This is a genomic window from Rathayibacter sp. AY1E8 (genome assembly GCF_002931415.1).
Lineage (GTDB): Bacteria > Actinomycetota > Actinomycetes > Actinomycetales > Microbacteriaceae > Rathayibacter.
Genome location: NZ_PSVI01000023.1, coordinates 36,220 through 53,653 on the forward strand (window position 1 = coordinate 36,220; position 17,434 = coordinate 53,653).

Genomic DNA, 17,434 nt, shown 5'->3' on the forward strand with positions numbered 1-17,434 from the left:
GGGATCCCCGCCCTCCCGGCGGTGCGGTGTCCGGGCTCAGCCCAGGGTGGAGCGGACCGAGGCGCGGGCCTCGTCGAGCGCGGCGCGCAGGGCGTCGACGCTCGCGGTCGTCACCGATCCCGAGGAGGCGGCGGTGCGCAGCTCCGCGCGCAGCTCGTCGCGGAACTCGGTGAGCAGCACCTCGGCGTCGCGCAGGGCGATCCGCGAGGCGGTGCGCGCGTCGGGCGAGGCCGGTGCGGCCTGCTCCGGCGCGGGCTGCTCGGAGGGGGTGCCGGACGTGTCCTGCGGGCGCGGCTCCTCGGCGGAGTGCTCCGGTCGGCGTCCGGGCTCCCGCGAGTCGCGCGCGGCGCTGGCCAGGTCGGCGCGGAGGCTCTTCATCGCCTCCGCGACGCCGAGGCGGACCTCGTCGGCGAGCCGGCGGACGGAATCGGTGAGCTCCTCCTCGATGTCGCCCAGGTCGGTCGCGCGGTTCGCGAGCTCGGCGCGGCCGGCGTCGGTGATGGAGTAGACGGTCTTGCGGCCGTCGGCCTCCTTCGTGACGAGTCCCTCCTCCTCGAGCTTCGCGAGGCGCGGGTAGACCGTGCCGGCGCTGGGCGCGTAGGTGCCGCCGAAGCGCTCGCTGAGCGCCTGGATCAGCTCGTAGCCGTGGCGCGGCGACTCGGCGAGGAGGTTGAGCAGGTAGAGGCGCAGGCGGCCGTGCGCGAAGACGGGGCTCACAGCGAGCTCCCGTCCATCGGGCGGCGGTCGTCGGCGGGGCCGGTGCCGGGAGAGCCCCAGCCCTCGCCCACCGAGGCGGAGGACGCGGCGACGGACCGGCGGACGACGACCACGTCTCCCGAGACGGAGTTGGCGGCGACGTCGACCCACTTCGAGTCGAGCGAGCCCGTGGTCGAGGTGAAGCCCCGGCCGAAGGTGCCCTTGACGACGGAGCCGTCGAGCTGGAGCGTGCCCGAGACGGTGTTGATGCGGTAGCGGGCGCCGAGGCCCTCGTCGACGCGGATCGTGAGGTCGCCGCTGACGGTGTTGGCCTGGATCCGGTCGGGGGTGCCCTCGGCGTCGACGAACACGCTGCCCGAGACGCCGTCGACGGTGAAGCGGGTGAGCTCGCCGGTCGCGGTGACGTCGCCGGAGACGGTGCGCGCGGTGACGCGGCCGGTGTGGCTGCGGACCGAGAGCTCGCCGTGGACGGTGTTCACCTCGATGTCGCCGTGCAGGCCGTCGACGACGATGTCGCCGCCGACCGTCGAGACGCGGGCGTCGCTGTGGAGGCCCGAGACCAGGCCGTCGGCCGAGACGGTGTCGAACTTGAGGTCGACGCCGCGGGGGACGAGGAGGCTGATGTCGGCGCGGTCGCCGCGGCGGCCGAGGCCCTTCACGACGTCGACGATGGTGTCCCAGCGGAGCTGGACGTGGTCGATCTCGAGGCGGTCGCCGTCCATCGAGACCTTGAGCGGGCGGCCGTCGACGCTGTGGACCTCCACGCGAGCGGTCGGCTCGTCGTGGGCGATGACGTCGATCTGGCCGCCGACGAGGGCGACCTTGACCGAGCGGACGACGTCGAGGTCGATGACCTTCGTCTCGCCCGCCTGTACGAGCCATTTCTCGAGGGACATGAGCTCCTCCTCCTGCACCGGGGTGCCTTTCGGAAACGCGATACATCGCGAGTGAACGAGAGTCACGATATATCTCGATCGTTGCGGTCGGCAACGGGGCTCGGCCGGTTCCCAGCGTCGAGCGGTCGGGACCGGGGTGGGGCCGCGGCGCGGCGAGGCCGGGGGCCGGAGCCGGCGCCGCCGTCGAGGGGGTGAGGGCGCGGCGGGCGCCGTGGTAGACCGGGCGCATGGACCCGATAGCGGCACTCGAGGAGATCGCAGCACTGCTCGAGCGGGAGCGGGCCTCCCGCTACCGGGCGAAGGCGTTCCGCCGCGCGGCCGCGGTGCTGGAGGGGATGGCGTCCGCCGAGCGGGACGACCTCGCCCTCGTGCGGCGGGCCTCCGGGATCGGCGACACGACCTTCACGGTGATCGAGCAGGCGCGGTCGGGCCGGGTGCCCGACTACCTCGCGGAGCTGCGCGGCTCGGCTCCTCCGCCCGCGAGCGCGCTGCGGGGACGGCTGCGCGGCGACCTCCACAGCCACAGCGAGTGGTCCGACGGGGCGACGCCCGTCCTCGCGATGGTGGACGCGGCCCGCGCGCTCGGCCACGAGTACCTGGCGCTCACCGATCACTCGCCGCGGCTCCGGGTCGCCCACGGTCTCAGCGCGGAGCGGCTGGAGGAGCAGCTGGCCCATCTCGCGGGCCTCGACACCGGGCCCCTGCGGCTGCTCAGCGGGATCGAGGTGGACGTCCTCGAGGACGGCGCGCTCGACCAGACGAACGAGCTGCTGGACCGCCTCGACGTGGTCGTCGCGAGCGCCCACTCGAAGCTGCGGCTGCCCTCCCGTGAGATGACGGCCCGGCTGGTCGCGGCGGCCTCGGATCCGCGGACCGACGTCCTCGGCCACGTCACGGGGCGGCTGGTGTCGGGCGAGCGCGGCACCCGCCCGCCGTCGACCTTCGACGCCCGGGCCGTGTTCCGCGCGTGCGCCAACCACTCCACCGCGGTCGAGATCAACGCCCGCCCCGAGCGCGAGGACCCGCCGGACGAGCTGATCGCGCTCGCGCTCGAGGAGGGCTGCCTGTTCTCGATCGACAGCGACGCGCATGCTCCGGGTCAGCTGGGCCTGCTCGACTACGGGGCGGAGCGGGCGGAGCGGCTCGGCGTCCCGGAGGAGCGGATCGTGACCACCTGGCCGGTCGAGCGGCTCCTGGAGTGGACCCGCGGCTGAGGATCCTCGCGCGTTGCGCAAACGAACTGCGGCCATCACCCCCTTGACAGGAGGCCGTACCGCGGGAGGAGATCCGACGCAAGTGGCGAAATCCCAGCCGCCCACGCGGCATGCTCGGTACCGGTCCGCTCCTCCTGGGCCGCTCCAGCGGTCGGGAGTCGCGCTCCGTCGCACTCTCCGCTCCGACAGACCAGGTGAACCATGGCCACGCAGACCGCTCTCGACGCCGTGCGCGCCGCTCCCACTCTGCTCGAGGCCGTCCGGATGGCGGATGAGCTGACGGTCGCCGCGGTGAGCGACGGCGGCGGCCGCGCGGTGCGCCTGCTCACCCGCGCCGCTCTGGACCCCTCGGACCAGCTCACCGCGATCGCGGCCGTGCACTCGCTCGCGCAGGTCTTCGACGAGGAGGCCGACCTCGCGCTGCTGATGCTGCTCGAGGACGAGCGCCCGTACCTCCGCGAGCACGCCGCCTGGGCCTTCGGCGGGCGCCTGCCCCGCCCCGCTGCGCTCGGACCGCTGCTGCGCCTGGTCCGCGACGGCGGCTTCTCCGGCATGCTCGCGCAGCGCACCGTCCTGCTCTGGGCCTCCTCGACCCCCGACCTCGTCGCCGTCGCGCTCGAGGGCGCGCTGCTCGGCGAGCGCGAAGCGGCGGCCCGGGCACGGCTCGTCGAGACCCTGGGCCTCGTGCCCGGTGCGATCGCCGAGCGCACCCTCCTGCACGTGGCCGCCGATCGCGCGGAGGGGCTGGAGGCGCGGGCCGCCGCGACGGACGCGCTCGGCGAGCGCGGCTCCGACGACGCCGAGCTCCTGCTCACCGGCCTGGCCGAGGAGGCGGCGCCCATCGGGCCCCTCGCCCGGCTCGCCCTCGGCGACCTCGCCCCCGCACCGGCCGTGGAGGCCGGGCCGACGGTCGCGCAGCTCTTCGTCCACGCCGACATCGACGGCACCCTGACGCGGGTGGGCGCGGGCGACAACGGCGGCATCGCGACCCTGCTGGTGCGCCTGGGCGACTCGCTCGTCGAGCAGGAGGGCATCGACCGGGTGCTCACGCTCTCGCGCGGGACTCCGGCCGAGGCCGAGCGCGCGCTCGGCGAGCTGCCCGACTCCGGCCACGGCTTCGCTCCGGTCCCGTTCGTGGGGCCGCCCGTGGCCATGCCCCAGGCGTGGAGCCGTCGCATCGCCGCCGAGCGCGGCATCCGCCGGATCCTGCGCGCGGCCGGCCGGGTCGACGTGCTGCACCTGCGCATGGCGGACGTCGGATCCCTCGCGGCGGCCGCGGTCGCCCGGGATCTCGAGATCCCCGTCGTGTTCACCCTCGCTCCGGACCCGCACGCCCTGATCGCGGGCCTGGACGCCTCCGGCGCCCTCACCCGCGCGGACTTCGGCGAGCGCGACGCCGCCGAGCACTTCTGGTTCCGCGTGCGCCTGGTGCAGCGCCTGGCCGCCGACGCCGCGCACACCGTCCTGTTCCCGCGGGAGGAGCTGGCCGCGACCATCCGCGAGCTGATCGGCGTCGACATCACCGCGCACCCGGAGCGGCACACGATCGTCCCGGAGGGGATCGACGTCGGCCTGGTCGAGCGCGGCGAGGCGGCCGCACGGGCCTCCGCCGCCGGTGAGCCGGTCGCGCTGGACGAGGGCGGGGACCTGGCCTCGCTCGACCTCCTGCTGGAGGAGCTGCCCGAGCACCGCCGCGGCCTCCCGCTGCTGCTCAGCGTGGGCCGCCTGCACCGAGTGAAGGGGATGGCGGCGCTCGCCGAGGCCTGGGCGTCCGACCCCTCGCTCCGGGAGCGCGCCAACCTGCTCCTGGTCGGCGGCGACCTCGCCGACCCGAGCCCCGACGAGCGCGAGCAGCTCGACCGCATCCGCGCCGTCGCGTCCGACGGGCTGCTCCTGGCCGGACACCGCCCGAACGGCACCGTGGCCCGCTGGCTCGGCGCGATCCGGCACGGCCGACCGGGGCTCTCGGCTCCGGGAGGCGCCTACGTCTGCGCGAGCGTCAAGGAGGAGTTCGGCATCGCCCTCCTCGAGGCGCTCTCCGCAGGACTGGTCGTCGTCGCTCCGGCGACAGGCGGGCCCGCTACCTACGTCGAGGAGGGGGAGACCGGCTTCCTGGTCGACACCGCCGACCCCGCGGCACTCGCCGCCGGCGCCGCCGCCGCACTGGATCTCGCAGGCGGGCCTCTCGGCGAGCACCACGCGGCCCGCGGGCACGCGATGGTCGCCGAGCGCTACACGGTGCAGGCCATGGCTCATGCCCTCTCGGGCGTCTACGCGCACGCGACCGCGGACCAGGAGCGTCCCCTCCGCTCGCCGCTCGTGCTGGGGGCCTCGTGACCCTGCTGATCATCAGCCCCGACTACGCGTCGCACCTGCTGCCGCTGGCGACCCTCGGCACGGCGTGGCAGGAGGCGGGCGAGCGCGTCGTCGTTGCCACCGGCGACGCGACGCGCTCCATCGTGGACGGCTTCGGATTCGAGCACATCGCGCTCCGGCTGGGGCGCGGCTCCAACCCGGGCACGATCCGCGCGGAGGAGCAGGCGCCCGACGAGGGCGCGTCCCTCCGCGGCTTCTTCGACGCCACCCGGCGCGGGATGGTCCCGACCCTCGCCTACCAGGCGCGGGAACGGCTCACCGACCTGCTCTGGGATCCGTCCGGCGTCGCCGCGCGCCTGCGCGTGATCCTCGACGAGGTGCAGCCCGACGCGATCGTGGTCGACCACCTCGCCTTCACCGCGCGCGTGGCGCTGAAGGCACTCCGCGTGCCCTACGGCGACGTCGTGCTCGGCCACCCCAGCGCGCTCACGGTGCCCGGCGAGGTCTACGGCTTCCCCCCGGTCTGGCCGGACGCCTTCACTCCGGAGCCCGACGACCTCGATGCGCTCCGCGCCCTCTGCGAGCAGGTGCGCGACTCCTTCACCGCGGAGTGGAACGCCGCCCTCACCACCCTCGACCCCGGGGCGGCGCCCAGCGCCGACGCCTTCGCCGAGAGCGGCGACGTCCTGCTGCTCAACTACCCGGGCGAGCTCCACGACTCGGCCCGCACCGCTCAGCTGCCGCCGCACGCGTTCCTCGGCTCCGCCGTCCGCGAGGAGCCCGATGACGCGGAGGTCGAGGAGTGGCTCGCCGCGTCCGAGGATCCGGTCGTCTACGTGAGCTTCGGCAGCTTCCTCTCGGTGCGCGGCGACGTGCTCGCCCGGGTCGTCGAGGCCCTGGTCGGCGTCGAGGTCGGAGGCAGGCCCGTCCGGGTGGCTCTGGCCTCCGGCGCGACCGAGCGCTCGGCCCTGGGCGATGTCCCCGAGGGCTGGCTGGTCCGCGGCTTCCTGCCGCAGGTCGCGCTCCTGCGCCGGGCCGCGCTCGCGGTCAGCCACGGCGGCAACAACAGCGTCACGGAGGCGATGACCGCGGGCGTGCCGCTCGTCGTCCTGCCGTTCTCGACGGACCAGTTCGCGGGGGCGGCCGCACTCGAGGACGCCGGGTTCGCCGCCGTGCTCGACCCCAATGCGGCCTCCGGGGGAGAGCTCGCGGAGGCTGCGCGGCGGATGCTCGCACTCGACGCTCCCGCCCGGGAACGGCTGACGGCGCTCGCCGAGGGCCTCGCCCGCGAGACGGGACCGCAGCGGGCCCTCTCCGCCCTGAGCGGAGCGACCGTCCAGCGCTAGCCTGGGCCGATGGTCGAGCCGACACCCCGGGACGCGCCCCTGCGCGCCGAGCGGGACGCCGCGCGGGCGGAGCCGATGCTGGCTGCTCTCGGCGCGTTCGGGCGCTTCGAGGGGATCGTCCCTCCGCTGTTCGAGGCGGCCGTGCGGATCCTGCACCCCTCCGACGACCCGCCCCGGCGCTGGCGCGAGGTCGCCGAGCGGGAGGGGACGCTCCTGCATCCGCTCGCGCAGTGGTACTCGCTCACCGGCGAGCATCCCGACGAGTACGCGGAGCCCCGCCTCGGAGTGCTCCCGCTCGACGAGCTCGCGGCCGTCGCCGCCGTGCTCGCGGAGCACACGAGCACCCCCGACGACTGCCTCGCCGTGTTCTGGGAGGGGTTCGGCGTGCTGAGCGGCGGGTCGCGGATCCTGATCTCCCGCTCGGACGCCTCGGAGGAGCTGCCCGAGTGGATGAGCGACACCCGGCCGACCGGCTGGGAGCACCCCGAGACCGCCGCCGCGGCGACGGTCGAGCTGCCGGGGCGGGAGGGGCCTCTGCTCTCGCTCGACGTCAGGGTGCTCGAGGACACCGCGTGGGCGCGCGCGGCGGGCTTCGCCGACGCCTCCGGGCTCGTCGTGCAGACTCCGCTCGCGCTCTGGCCGGAGGACCGGGCCTGGTACCTCGCGAGCGAGGTCGACTTCGACTCGACGCTGATCGGCGGCTCGCGCGCCCTCGTCGACGACCTGCTGCGGGTCTCCGCCGCGGGGCGGATCGAGGCGCTCCTGCTGCCGGAGCAGGTGGACCTCACGAGCACCGGTGACCGGCTCAACCCGAGGCGGCGGTGACGGAGTGAGCGACGAGGACGACGAGCGCTGGCTCGTGGTGAAGGGCCGCCGATGGCGGCGCACCGACCCCTCGCTGCCGGAGGACGTGGTCGCCGGCCTCACCTCGCACCTCGGGCGCGGGCGCTCGGGAGTGCGGTCCGCCAGGATGCACGAGGACGCGGAGGCGGAGGCGCTGGCGCGCAGGAGGGTCGGGCTCGCCAAGCACGGGCTGGGCGAGCGCGGACCGGCATGGTGGGACGAGCCCGAGGCCGATCGGCTCGAGCGCGCCCGCGAGGCGCTGCGGGCGCTCGAGGAGTTCGACGCTCCGGAGGACTGACTCGGGTTCTGCATCCCCCGAGCGTGCTCGTCGGGCGAGGCGGGCGGGGAATGCCCGAGCGGATCCGGGGAGAGCGCGCGGAACCGCGGCCTGTGGAGGACGACCGCCCCCGCGGAGGCCGCCGACCGAGGCCGCCCGCCGAGGCCGCCCGCCGAGGCCGCGAGCCGAGCCCGCCCGCCCCTAGCGGAACCTCACCACGAAGCCGTCCTCCGGCCCGGTCGGGAAGCTCTGCAGGCTCACGCGCAGATCCTGCCCGTCCTCGACGTCGTACGGGTGCCCCGCGGCCAGGAGCTCCAGCGCCGCGGACAGCAGGTCGACGGTCGCCGGCTCGCCCGGGCACCGGTGGTCGCCTCCGTAGTGCCCGCCGCCCTGGGCGATGAAGCCGTTGCGGTCGACCGGCGACCGGAACCGCTCCGGATCGAAGCGGCCCGGCGCCTCCCAGTGCGAGCCGTGGTCCGTCGCGTAGAGGTCGAGCAGCATCCACTGCCCCGCGGGAAGCGTCTCGCCGCGGAAGTCCAGCTCCCGGCGGGCCCTTCCTCCGACCATCGGGAAGAACGGGTAGAAGCGCCGCACCTCGTTCGCGAACGCGACGCGCTCCTCCTGGTCGGCGAGCCGCTCCCGCCACTCCGGATGCCGGTGCAGCGCGAGCGCCGCCAGCACCACGAAGCGCCCCACCGCGACCGTGGGCCGCAGCACGTTGATCAGCTCCACCGCGGCGACCTCGACGGGCAGGAGGCCGCCGTCCTCCTTCTCGTGCGCGATCCGGTGCAGGGGAGTCGGGGAGGGTCCGGCCGTCCGGCTCGCCTCGATCAGGCCGCGCGCCCACCGCTCGGTCGAGCGGCGGCGGAGTCGCGCGGCCCAGTTGGGCGGGCCGAAGCGCCCAGCGTTGTCGATCATCGCCCGGAGCTCGTCCGTACGCCGCAGCACCTCCTCCTCGTCGGCCTCGATGCAGGCCCACGACAGGACCGCGCGGCCCAGGACCTCCGCGGCGACGTCCTGGAGGCGGACCCGCTCGCCCGTCAGCCGGGCGGCGGACGCCTGCCACTCCCGCGCGAAGGCCGAGACCAGCCTCGACCGCTGCTCGGGCGTCTCCACCAGATCCAGGAACATGCGCTTCCGCCGCCGGTGCGGCTCGTCCTCGAGGGTCTGCACGCTGCCCTCGTCCTGCAGGAGGTGCAGCACCGAGCCGGGCAGCGCGCCCTCGCGGTCGAAGCGCCCGCCCTCGTAGAAGAAGCGCGCCGCCTCGATGCCGCGCACCATGATCACGGGCCGTCCGAGGATCCGGGTGCGGAACGCGTCCGCGCCCACGTCGTCGAAGCGCCGCGTCCCGAAGAGGTAGCCGTCGGCGAGGACGGCCGCGCTGCTGTCGATCGCGGGGAGGACGGGGATCGAGGCGGCGATCAGCCGGCCGATCCCTCGGTGTCGTCGCCCTCGGCCTGCGAGGGCTTGTCGACGCCCGCGTCGTCCACGTGGTCGTGGTTCTGCGGGTTCTCCTGCGGCTGCTCGGTCCGGTCGGTCATGGTGCTCCTCTCGCGTCGGCGCGGTGCGCGCCTCGCGGCCACGGTAGGAAGAGCGCGGCGGACCCGGGTACCCCGTTGACTCGCGGGGGAGGGGCGGGCAGACTCCGCCGCCCTCAGCGCCTCCGCAGGAGGACCGGCGCGGTCGCCCAGACCACGGCGAGCAGCAGCAGCACGCCTCCGCCCGCCCAGAGGCCTGCCGGCCCGCCCAGCACGACGTCGAACACGAAGCCCACGACTCCGACGAACAGCAGCGATCCCGCCGCGAGGCACACCGTGACCACCCGGTTGCCGAACCGCACCAGCTCGGCCTTCCTCCGCCGCTGGAACAGCAGCCGGTGGGCGATGACGGGCGCCAGCGCCAGGATCGTGACGCACGCGGCGAGCAGGACGAGCACGAGGTAGAGCGCCACGTCGGGCGGCGCGAGGTCGGCGAAGCGCTGCTGGAAGCACAGCGTCAGCAGGAAGCCGCCCAGGATCTGCGTGCCGGTCTGCACGACCCGCAGCTCCTGCAGGATCTCGTTCCAGTTGCGGTCGGATCGCTCCTCCACCGTCTCGTCGCGACCGGAGTCGGGGGCGGAGGGGTCGACGGGTCGCTCGCTCATGGGACGAGGGTAGGGCTCAGCCGAGCAGGGACTCCGCCAGCGAGATCGCCCCGCGCACCCCGGACTCGTCGCCGAGGGCCGGGCGCACGATGCGGATCCGCCCGCCGCCCGTCCCCGTCGCTCCGGGCGCGCCCATCAGCCGCTCGACCTCGGCCTCGACCGCGGGGACGAGCCCCGGCGTCTTCGACACGCCTCCGCCGACGACCGCGAGCCGCACGCCCGCGACGTAGGCGAGCGTCGTGACGAGCTGCGCGAGGTAGTAGGAGCTGAAGCGGAGGTTCGCGGCCGCCTCCTCGGGGCCGAGGAGGGAGCCGTCGACGCCCCAGCGCGCCGAGATCGCGGGACCGGCGACCAGGCCCTCGAGGCAGTCGCCGTGGAACGGGCAGGTGCCGGCGAAGCCGTCCTCGGGGTGGCGGCGGGGCAGCAGGTGCGCGACCTCGGGCCAGCCGCTGCCGGCGAGGAGCCGTCCGCCCGCGATCACGCCGCCGCCGACTCCGGTGCCGACGGTCAGGTAGACGAAGTCGTCGACTCCGGCCCCGGCGCCCCAGCGGGCCTCGCCCAGGGCGGCTCCGTTGACGTCGGTGACCAGCGCGAGCCGCGCGCCCGGTGCGGCCGCGCCGATCGGGCCGAGGACGTCGGTGCCCTCCCAGCCGAGCTTCGGCGTGGAGGTGAGGTGTCCGTAGGTCGGCGAGCCGGGGTCGATGTCGAGCGGGCCGAAGGAGGCGACGCCGACCGCGGCGACGGTGCCGTCGACTCCGTGGCCGCTGACGAAGCCGGCCAGATCGGCGAGAGTCTCGGCGGGCCCGCGGGTCGGCAGGGTCGTCGTCGCGAGGATCCGCTCGGGATCAGCGGCGTCGGCGACCGCCGCGACGACCTTCGTGCCCCCGGTCTCGATGCCGACGAGGAGGGGACGGTCGGCGGTGGCGCTCATGGATCTCCAGGGCTCGTGCGGTGCGTCTCGGGTCTCAGCAGGCGGACAGCGAGCGCACCTGCGCCGACAGGGTCAGGGGGCTGCCGAGGAGCAGCACCTGATCGAGGTCGTGGCCCTGCATCTTCACACGGGTGCTGCGCGGCAGGCAGGTCGGCTCGCTGAGGTAGAGCGGGGCGCCCTGCTTCGCGGCGACCGGGCCGACGGCCAGCGCATCGGCGAAGCCGGTGGCGGTCGCGAGGTAGACGGTGTCGCCCAGCTCGGACGGCGGGAAGACGTCGTTGAGGCGTCGGCTGGTGTCGTGGCGGTCCGTCCCGGCGATGCGCGACACGGTGCCGGCGATCTTCGCGGCGCGGAGGTCTGCCTCGACGGCGGTCGAGATCGACGGCGCACCGCCGAGCAGCTGCACGGAGGAGGGGTCGAGTCCGGCGAGGGTGTCACGGGTCGGCTGGTCGAGGCGCGAGCGGGCGCCGTCGACGAGGAGGACGGGCTCGGCGCGGCGGCCGGCGATCGGCGCGACCGAGAGGGCGTCCGGGAAGTTGGTGCCGGTCGCGACGAAGACGTTCTCGTAGCTGCCGTCCGGGAAGGCGTCCTCGACGATCCGGCGCGAGGTGTCGTAGCGGTCGACGCCCTCGATGCGCTCGGTCGGGATCCCGAGGGCCTTCACCTGCTGGAGCACCGACTCGCTCACGGAGAGGGCGCTGCCGACCACGACGATCCGCTGCGGGGCGAGGCGGCGCAGCTCGGTCGCCACCACGGCGGGCAGGACGCTCGGGTCGGTGAGCAGGAGGGCGCCGCCCTGCTTCGCGGCGGCGGGGCCGGCGCTCAGCGCGTCCGGCCAGTTCGCTCCGCTGGCGAGGTAGACGACGGGGGCGCCGTCGGCGAATCCGGAGGCGGTCACCGCGACGGCGGTCGCGTACCGGTCGGTCCCGGAGAGGCGGGCGACGTCGGAGGAGTAGGCCGACGGGAAGAAGTCGATGCCGCTGCGGCCGCCCGGCGGCACGGTGACGACCGCGCGCTCGTCGAGGCGGGCCAGGCGCGAGAAGTACTGGTCGTCGTAGGCGGGGTACCCCGGCTCCACGAGGCGCAGGAGGTAGTCGCCGGCGGGCAGGGCGAGGTCGCCCGTGTCCCACGCGCGGGCGGCGCCGGGGGCTCCGGTGACGGGGACGGTGTCGAGCAGCGAGTACGTCCCTCCGTCGACCCACCAGGCCTGCACGTCGAAGGAGGGGGAGGAGACGCCGGGGACCGCGTCGGCGGTGATCGATCCGGACAGCTCGGCGGTGCGCAGGAGGGAGATGGCGACGGACTCGTCGGTCCCCCGGGTCGTCCTCGCGGCCTCGGCGACCGGGGTGTCGCCGAACCAGGTCGGGTACCAGTCGTCGCTGCCGATCAGGTTCGCGCGGACGGTGAGGGGCTCGCCGCCGGGAACGGGGAGGGAGAAGTCCGCGCCCGTGTTCGCCTGGGCGACCACGTCCCCCTCGGCGTCCTCGACCTGGACGTAGAAGTACGGGTTCTCGGGGGCGGGGTGCTCCTCATCGGCGTCGCGGAGCGCGATGGTGCCGGAGAGGACGACCTCGGCGGACGCCTCCTGCGCGGCGCTCGCGCCCGGGAGATCGGGGGCGGCGACGGCTGGACCGGCGGCGAGGCCGGCCAGCAGGAGAGCGGAGACGCCGATCGCGGCGAGGGGGCGTGCGGGCACGGCGGGCCTTTCGGCAGGATCCGCGGGAGGCCGCGGCGGACACGGTGTCTGAATGCTAGCCGCCGCCCGCCTCCGGGCGAGGGCGGGTGTCGGCGGGATGGGCCCCCGTTCGGGGGACGATGGTGGTGGATTCCCGGGGCCGCCGGAGGAGTCCGCGCGGGCAGGCTCCCCCGGCGGCCCGGGTCGGATCCCCTACTTGACGACCGCTGCGGTGGCGGCGGAGGTGCGCGTCGCCGTTGTGTAGTCGGCCTTCTTGCCGGTGACGGTCACCGTGATCTTCTTCCCCACCGTGGCGCTGGTCGGCTTGTAGGTGGCGGAGGTCGCCCCGGAGATCGCGGTGCCGTTCGCTTTCCACTGGTAGGTGAGGGCCACCGGCGAGGGACCCCACGTGCCCGGCTTGGCGGTCAGGGTGGAGCCGACCTTCGCGGTGCCGGTGATCGTCGGGGTCGCGGCGGAGAGGGTGCCCGCCACCACGGCGCTCGTCTTCGCGGAGGTCTTCGTCACAGCGGTGAATCCGGACTTCGACCCCGTGACCGTCACGGTGATCGTCTTGCCGAGAGTGGCGCCGGTCGGCGTGTACGTCGCGGACGTCGCCCCGCTCAGAGCGGTGCCGTTCGCCTTCCACTGGTAGGCGAGGGCGACGGGGGAGGGACCCCAGGTGCCGGGCTTCGCGGTGAGGGTCGAGCCGACCTTCGCCGTGCCGCTGATGGTCGGCGTCGCGGCGGTGATCGCGCCGCCGGTCACGGCAGCGGTCCCGGAGGAGACGCGTGTCGTCGAGACGTAGCCCGACTTCGAGCCCGTGACGGCGACGGTGATCACCCTGCCCGCGTCGCCCGCGACCGGACGGTACGTGGTGCCGGTCGCCCCGCTGATCGCGGTGCCGTTCGCGCGCCACTGGTACGCGAGGGCCACGGGGGAGGGGCCCCAGGTGCCGGCGCTCGCCGTGAGCGTCGAGCCGACCGCGGCGGTGCCGGTGACGGTCGGAGTCGCGGCGGTGAGGGCGGTGCCGCCGATGCGCACGACGGTCGATGCCGCCCCGCTGTCGCCTCCGGCGTTGATCGCGCTGACGCTCATCGTGTAGGTGGCGCCCGCCGCCAGGTGCGTGAACGTGAAGGAGCGGGCGGTGGCGGCGACCGTCGTCGACCACGGACCGGCGCCCGCGTTGTCGACGCCGTTGCGCGAGACGCGGTAGCCGGTGATCGCCGGGTTGCCGGCCGACTCCGGAGGCGCCCAGGAGATCGTCGCGGATCGCACGCTGTCGTTCGTGGTGCCGGCGACGCGCGTGGGAACGGAGGGGGCGAAGTAGGCGTCGGCGGTGCGGGTGACCGTTGCCGCTTCGCTGGTGCCGACCGCGTTGATCGCCTGAACGGTGAAGGTGTAGGAGGTGTTCGGGCGCAGGTTCGTGAACGTCTGCGAGCGGCGGTCGGCGGAGACGACGGTCGACCAGGGGCCGCTGCCGGACGCGTCGGTGCCGTTGCGGCTGACCCTGTAGCCCGTGATGTCGGTGCCGCCGTCGGCGTAGGGCGCCTCCCATGAAACGGTCATCGACGTGCCGCTGGGCTCCGCGTATGCGAATTCAGGAGCAGCCGGACGGGTGGTGCCGGTGCCGAAGGAGACACAGCTCTTTGGAGAGTCGAGGTAGTCGGCATAGTCGGCACTTTCCGACCTGAAGTACCAGGACGCAGCCCAGATGCAGTATTCGTAGCGATGGCCAGCGGCCACATCGAGATTCTGCGAGGTTGTGGTCAGGGAGTACTCGACGTCGTAGCCGCTGCCGTTGCCCCAGTCATCGTCGTAACTCGCAATATCGTCGAGCGTGGCGTGGTACTCATCGAAGGAGCACGCTTCCCCGTTGATCGACGGCCGCTTCCACCGGGCGGAAGCCAGTGCTGTGGATTCGTCGTAGGCCACCGAGAGCTCGGCCGGCGCAGGGACGTTCCAGTAATGGTAGAGACCGGTGCTAGTCGGGATGCTCTGGGTCGATGATGCGACTAGTTTCTGGCCGTACTCGCCGCCGGAGAACGAGGCGTTGAAATCAGTCACACTCGCAACTTCGATGGTATAGCCATTCACATCGCGAGGTAAGTCGAAAGAGACCGATGTTGCGTTCGACACTTCCGTCAGGGCTGTCGTATACGAGTCGGTGTCCCCATATCGCGTCGTGTAAATCGTGTAGATGTGCACGCGATAGCCGGCGACCTTCTGCGCGGGTGCCGTCCACGAGATGGTGACGGCGTCCGTGCAGCTGTTGTCAGACGCGACGACGTTCGTCGGCGCAGCCGGCGATCCCGCGGCCTGAGCCGGGGTCGCGACGAAGAGGGAGAGGAGCAGGGCGAGGAAAAGGGAGACGCTGAGGGTCTTCGTTCGCATGGAGGAGGGCATCCGGATTCGTCGGAGCGAGAAGGCCGACGACTGTCGGGCCGGAGGGATCGTCCCATGCCGCTTATCGCTGCCCTAAGTCCCCCATTCAGGGCGGAATTCGACGGATTCCACAGATGTCATCAGCGCGATGACAAGAGAGAGGGATAAGGCCTTCTCGCCGAGAGGCGCAACGTCGTCCCTCCGAAAGCCCCTGCCTCAGGGCGAGGAGGAGTAGTCGCGGCCGCAATACAACGCCCCGCGCGAGAGCCGCGGCGGTTTCCCGCGCCGCACCCGGTGTCCACGCGCGTTCCGTGCGCCTCACGGCGAAAACCGCACGATCGGCGCGTGCAAGACTGGGCGCGAGCGTGCTCCATCCCGCTGCGTCATGCGCGGGGCACGGAGCCACTGGACCCGGTCCGCTCATCCGCATCCTTTCGCAGGAGGACTCGAATGACCGATACCGCCGTGCTCGCAGAGGCACCCGCCCGAACTCCCGTCGCGAAGACGATCCTGATGTGCCGTCCCGAGCACTTCACCGTCGTCTACCGCATCAATCCGTGGATGGACCCGCAGGTCCCCACCGACACCTCCCTCGCCGTCCGGCAGTGGCAGACCCTCTACGACACCTACGCCGATCTGGGCTTCACCATCGAGCTGATCGAGCCCGAGGCCGGACTGCCGGACATGGTCTACGCGGCCAACGGCGGATTCGTGATCGACGGCATCGCCTACGGCGCCTCCTTCACCTACCCCGAGCGCCAGCCCGAGGGCCCGGCGTACATGGACTGGTTCCGCTCGGCCGGCTTCGACGTCCGCGTCCCCGAGGAGGTCAACGAGGGCGAGGGCGACTTCCTCCTCGTCGGCGAGCGGATCCTCGCCGGCACGGGCTTCCGCTCCGCCTCCGACTCGCACGCCGAGGTCGCCCGCGTCTTCGGCCGCGAGGTCGTCACGCTCGAGCTCGTGAACCCGTCGTTCTACCACCTCGACACCGCGATCGCCGTGCTCGACGACACGAACATCGCCTACCTACCGAGCGCGTTCAGCGAGGAGGGCAACCGCACCCTCCGCGAGCTCTACCCCGACGCGATCCTCGTCTCGGAGGAGGACGCGTCCGTGCTCGGGCTGAACTCCTTCTCCGACGGCCTCAATGTCGTCATCGCGTCCCGTGCGACGGGCTTCGAGCGCCAGCTGCGCGAGCGCGGCTACAACCCGATCGGCGTCGACCTGTCCGAGCTGCTGCTCGGCGGCGGCGGCGTGAAGTGCTGCACCCTCGAGCTGCGCCGCTGACCCACTCCCCGTGGTCGGCGACCAGCAGCGCCGACCCACCCTCCACTGTCCACGATCCGTCGCACTCGACGCCGAGTGCGACGACTCCTGGAGAGTCGATCGTCCCCTCAGGAGGAACGACATGAGCATCACCGACACCGACACCGCCCGCTCCGCCGCCCTCATCGCCGCGGAGGAGGAGCACGCCGCCCACAACTACCACCCGCTGCCCGTCGTCGCGGCCACCGGCGAGGGCGCCTGGATCACCGACGTCGAGGGCGTCCGCTACCTCGACTGCCTCGCCGCCTACTCCGCCGTGAACTTCGGCCACTCGCACCCGGTGCTGCTGGAGGCGGCCCGCGAGCAGCTCGGCCGCGTCACCCTGACCAGCCGCGCGTTCCACAACGACCGCCTCGGCCCGTTCGTCACGGCGCTCGCCGCGCTCGCCGGCAAGGACATGGTCCTGCCGATGAACACGGGCGCGGAGGCGGTCGAGTCGGGCATCAAGGTCGCCCGCGCCTGGGGCTACCGGGTCAAGGGCGTCGCTCCGGGCCGGGCGAACATCATCGTCGCGGCGGGCAACTTCCACGGTCGCACGACCACGATCATCTCGTTCAGCGACGACGCGGAGGCGCGCGACGGCTTCGCTCCGTTCACGCCCGGATTCCGCACGGTCCCGTTCGGCGACGCGGAAGCCCTCGAGGCCGCGATCGACGACGACACCGTGGCGGTGCTGATCGAGCCGATCCAGGGCGAGGCGGGCATCGTCGTGCCGCCGGCCGACTACCTCCCGGCCGTCCGCGAGATCACCGCGCGCCGCAACGTCCTCTTCATCGCCGACGAGATCCAGTCCGGCCTCGGCCGCACCGGCGCCACCTTCGCCTGCGACCTGGTCGGAGTCGTCCCCGACGTCTACCTGCTCGGCAAGGCGCTCGGCGGCGGCATCGTCCCCGTCTCGGCCGTAGTGGCGGACGCCGACGTGCTCGGCGTCCTGCAGCCGGGCCAGCACGGCTCCACCTTCGGCGGCAACCCGCTCGCCGCTGCCGTCGGCCTCGCGGTCGTCGAGATGCTCGCGACCGGCGAGTACCAGGCCCTCGCCCGCGAGCGCGGCGCCCAGCTGCACGCCCGCCTCGAGGCGTTGATCGGCCGCGGAGTGGTCGCCGTCCGCGGCGCCGGACTCTGGGCCGGCATCGACATCGACCCGCGGCTCGCCTCGGGCCGCGCCGTCTGCGAGGCCCTGATGGCCCGCGGAGTGCTGGCCAAGGACACCCACGGCTCGACGATCCGCCTGGCGCCGCCGCTGGTGGTCACCGCCGCCGAGATCGACTTCGCCGTCGACTCGCTAGAAGCCAGCTCGCTCCCACGCCGGAGCTTGAGGATCGCCGGCACACCTCGATTTTCGATCGACGCGTACTCCCCCTCGAGGTC

The 17,434-nt window shown here is 73.6% G+C and carries 14 protein-coding genes; 7 read left to right on the plus strand and 7 right to left on the minus strand.

Annotation, left to right across the window (positions count from 1 at the left end; all coding sequences use genetic code 11):
- Positions 1-36: 36 nt before the first annotated feature.
- Complete coding sequence (locus tag C5C74_RS08785) at positions 37-717, minus strand: PadR family transcriptional regulator (RefSeq protein ID WP_104267862.1); 681 nt, start codon at positions 715-717, stop codon at positions 37-39.
- Positions 714-1,613: a hypothetical protein gene (locus tag C5C74_RS08790; RefSeq protein WP_244230533.1), complete on the minus strand. Its 900-nt coding sequence runs from the start codon at positions 1,611-1,613 to the stop codon at positions 714-716. Before C5C74_RS08790 ends, C5C74_RS08785 begins: the two co-directional genes overlap by 4 nt.
- 227 nt (positions 1,614-1,840) lie before the next feature.
- Here C5C74_RS08790 and C5C74_RS08795 point away from each other — a divergent pair, with 227 nt between their 5' ends.
- The 5 genes from C5C74_RS08795 to C5C74_RS08815 all read left to right on the plus strand — a co-directional run bounded on the left by C5C74_RS08795 (position 1,841) and on the right by C5C74_RS08815 (position 7,630).
- Positions 1,841-2,827, plus strand: coding sequence for a PHP domain-containing protein (locus tag C5C74_RS08795; protein WP_104351357.1), 987 nt, complete (start codon positions 1,841-1,843; stop codon positions 2,825-2,827).
- A 201-nt stretch (positions 2,828-3,028) separates the two neighbouring features.
- Positions 3,029-5,164 carry a glycosyltransferase gene (locus C5C74_RS08800; RefSeq protein WP_104351358.1) on the plus strand — a complete coding sequence of 712 codons (2,136 nt, stop codon included), beginning with the start codon at positions 3,029-3,031 and terminating at the stop codon, positions 5,162-5,164.
- Positions 5,161-6,489 carry a glycosyltransferase gene (locus C5C74_RS08805; RefSeq protein WP_104351359.1) on the plus strand — a complete coding sequence of 443 codons (1,329 nt, stop codon included), beginning with the start codon at positions 5,161-5,163 and terminating at the stop codon, positions 6,487-6,489. Before C5C74_RS08800 ends, C5C74_RS08805 begins: the two co-directional genes overlap by 4 nt.
- A 9-nt stretch (positions 6,490-6,498) precedes the next feature.
- Positions 6,499-7,314, plus strand: a complete 816-nt coding sequence (locus C5C74_RS08810) for a hypothetical protein (protein WP_104351360.1) — start codon at positions 6,499-6,501, stop codon at positions 7,312-7,314.
- Between the two features lie 4 nt (positions 7,315-7,318).
- Positions 7,319-7,630, plus strand: coding sequence for a biopolymer transporter Tol (locus tag C5C74_RS08815; protein ID WP_104351364.1), 312 nt, complete (start codon positions 7,319-7,321; stop codon positions 7,628-7,630).
- Between the two features lie 180 nt (positions 7,631-7,810).
- On the opposite strand, the gene C5C74_RS17980 is transcribed toward C5C74_RS08815, so the two are convergent.
- From C5C74_RS17980 to C5C74_RS08840, 5 genes are all read right to left on the minus strand, one after another.
- Positions 7,811-8,938 carry a cytochrome P450 gene (locus C5C74_RS17980; protein WP_104351361.1) on the minus strand — a complete coding sequence of 376 codons (1,128 nt, stop codon included), beginning with the start codon at positions 8,936-8,938 and terminating at the stop codon, positions 7,811-7,813.
- A 325-nt stretch (positions 8,939-9,263) separates the two neighbouring features.
- Complete coding sequence (locus C5C74_RS08825) at positions 9,264-9,752, minus strand: DUF6328 family protein (protein WP_104256068.1); 489 nt, start codon at positions 9,750-9,752, stop codon at positions 9,264-9,266.
- Positions 9,753-9,768: 16 nt separating this feature from the next.
- A complete protein-coding gene (locus C5C74_RS08830; RefSeq protein WP_104338937.1) occupies positions 9,769-10,683 on the minus strand; it encodes an ROK family protein in 915 nt (304 codons plus the stop codon).
- 34 nt (positions 10,684-10,717) lie between these two features.
- Positions 10,718-12,379 (minus strand): cell wall-binding repeat-containing protein, encoded by a 1,662-nt coding sequence (locus C5C74_RS08835; protein WP_104351362.1) that lies wholly within the window; start codon positions 12,377-12,379, stop codon positions 10,718-10,720.
- A gap of 192 nt (positions 12,380-12,571) precedes the next feature.
- Entirely contained in the window at positions 12,572-14,422 is a 1,851-nt protein-coding gene (locus C5C74_RS08840; RefSeq protein WP_181134676.1) for a fibronectin type III domain-containing protein, read from the minus strand.
- A 768-nt stretch (positions 14,423-15,190) separates the two neighbouring features.
- On the opposite strand from C5C74_RS08840, the gene ddaH reads away from it, so the two are divergent.
- Together ddaH and rocD are read left to right on the plus strand one after the other, a co-directional pair.
- A complete protein-coding gene (gene ddaH / locus C5C74_RS08845; protein ID WP_104226838.1) occupies positions 15,191-16,027 on the plus strand; it encodes a dimethylargininase in 837 nt (278 codons plus the stop codon).
- A gap of 121 nt (positions 16,028-16,148) precedes the next feature.
- On the plus strand, positions 16,149-17,434 hold a 1,286-nt coding region (gene rocD, locus C5C74_RS08850), incomplete at its 3' end, for an ornithine--oxo-acid transaminase (RefSeq protein WP_181134677.1).

What these genes read in the sequence shown, in the direction of transcription:
- C5C74_RS08790 (WP_244230533.1), bottom strand. Translation starts at nt 1,613, where the DNA reads ATGTCCCTCGAGAAATGGCTCGTACAGGCGGGCGAGACGAAGGTCATC.
- C5C74_RS08795 (WP_104351357.1), top strand. Translation starts at nt 1,841, where the DNA reads ATGGACCCGATAGCGGCACTCGAGGAGATCGCAGCACTGCTCGAGCGG.
- C5C74_RS08800 (WP_104351358.1), top strand. Translation starts at nt 3,029, where the DNA reads ATGGCCACGCAGACCGCTCTCGACGCCGTGCGCGCCGCTCCCACTCTG.
- C5C74_RS08810 (WP_104351360.1), top strand. Translation starts at nt 6,499, where the DNA reads ATGGTCGAGCCGACACCCCGGGACGCGCCCCTGCGCGCCGAGCGGGAC.
- C5C74_RS08825 (WP_104256068.1), bottom strand. Translation starts at nt 9,752, where the DNA reads ATGAGCGAGCGACCCGTCGACCCCTCCGCCCCCGACTCCGGTCGCGAC.
- C5C74_RS08830 (WP_104338937.1), bottom strand. Translation starts at nt 10,683, where the DNA reads ATGAGCGCCACCGCCGACCGTCCCCTCCTCGTCGGCATCGAGACCGGG.
- ddaH (WP_104226838.1), top strand. Translation starts at nt 15,191, where the DNA reads ATGACCGATACCGCCGTGCTCGCAGAGGCACCCGCCCGAACTCCCGTC.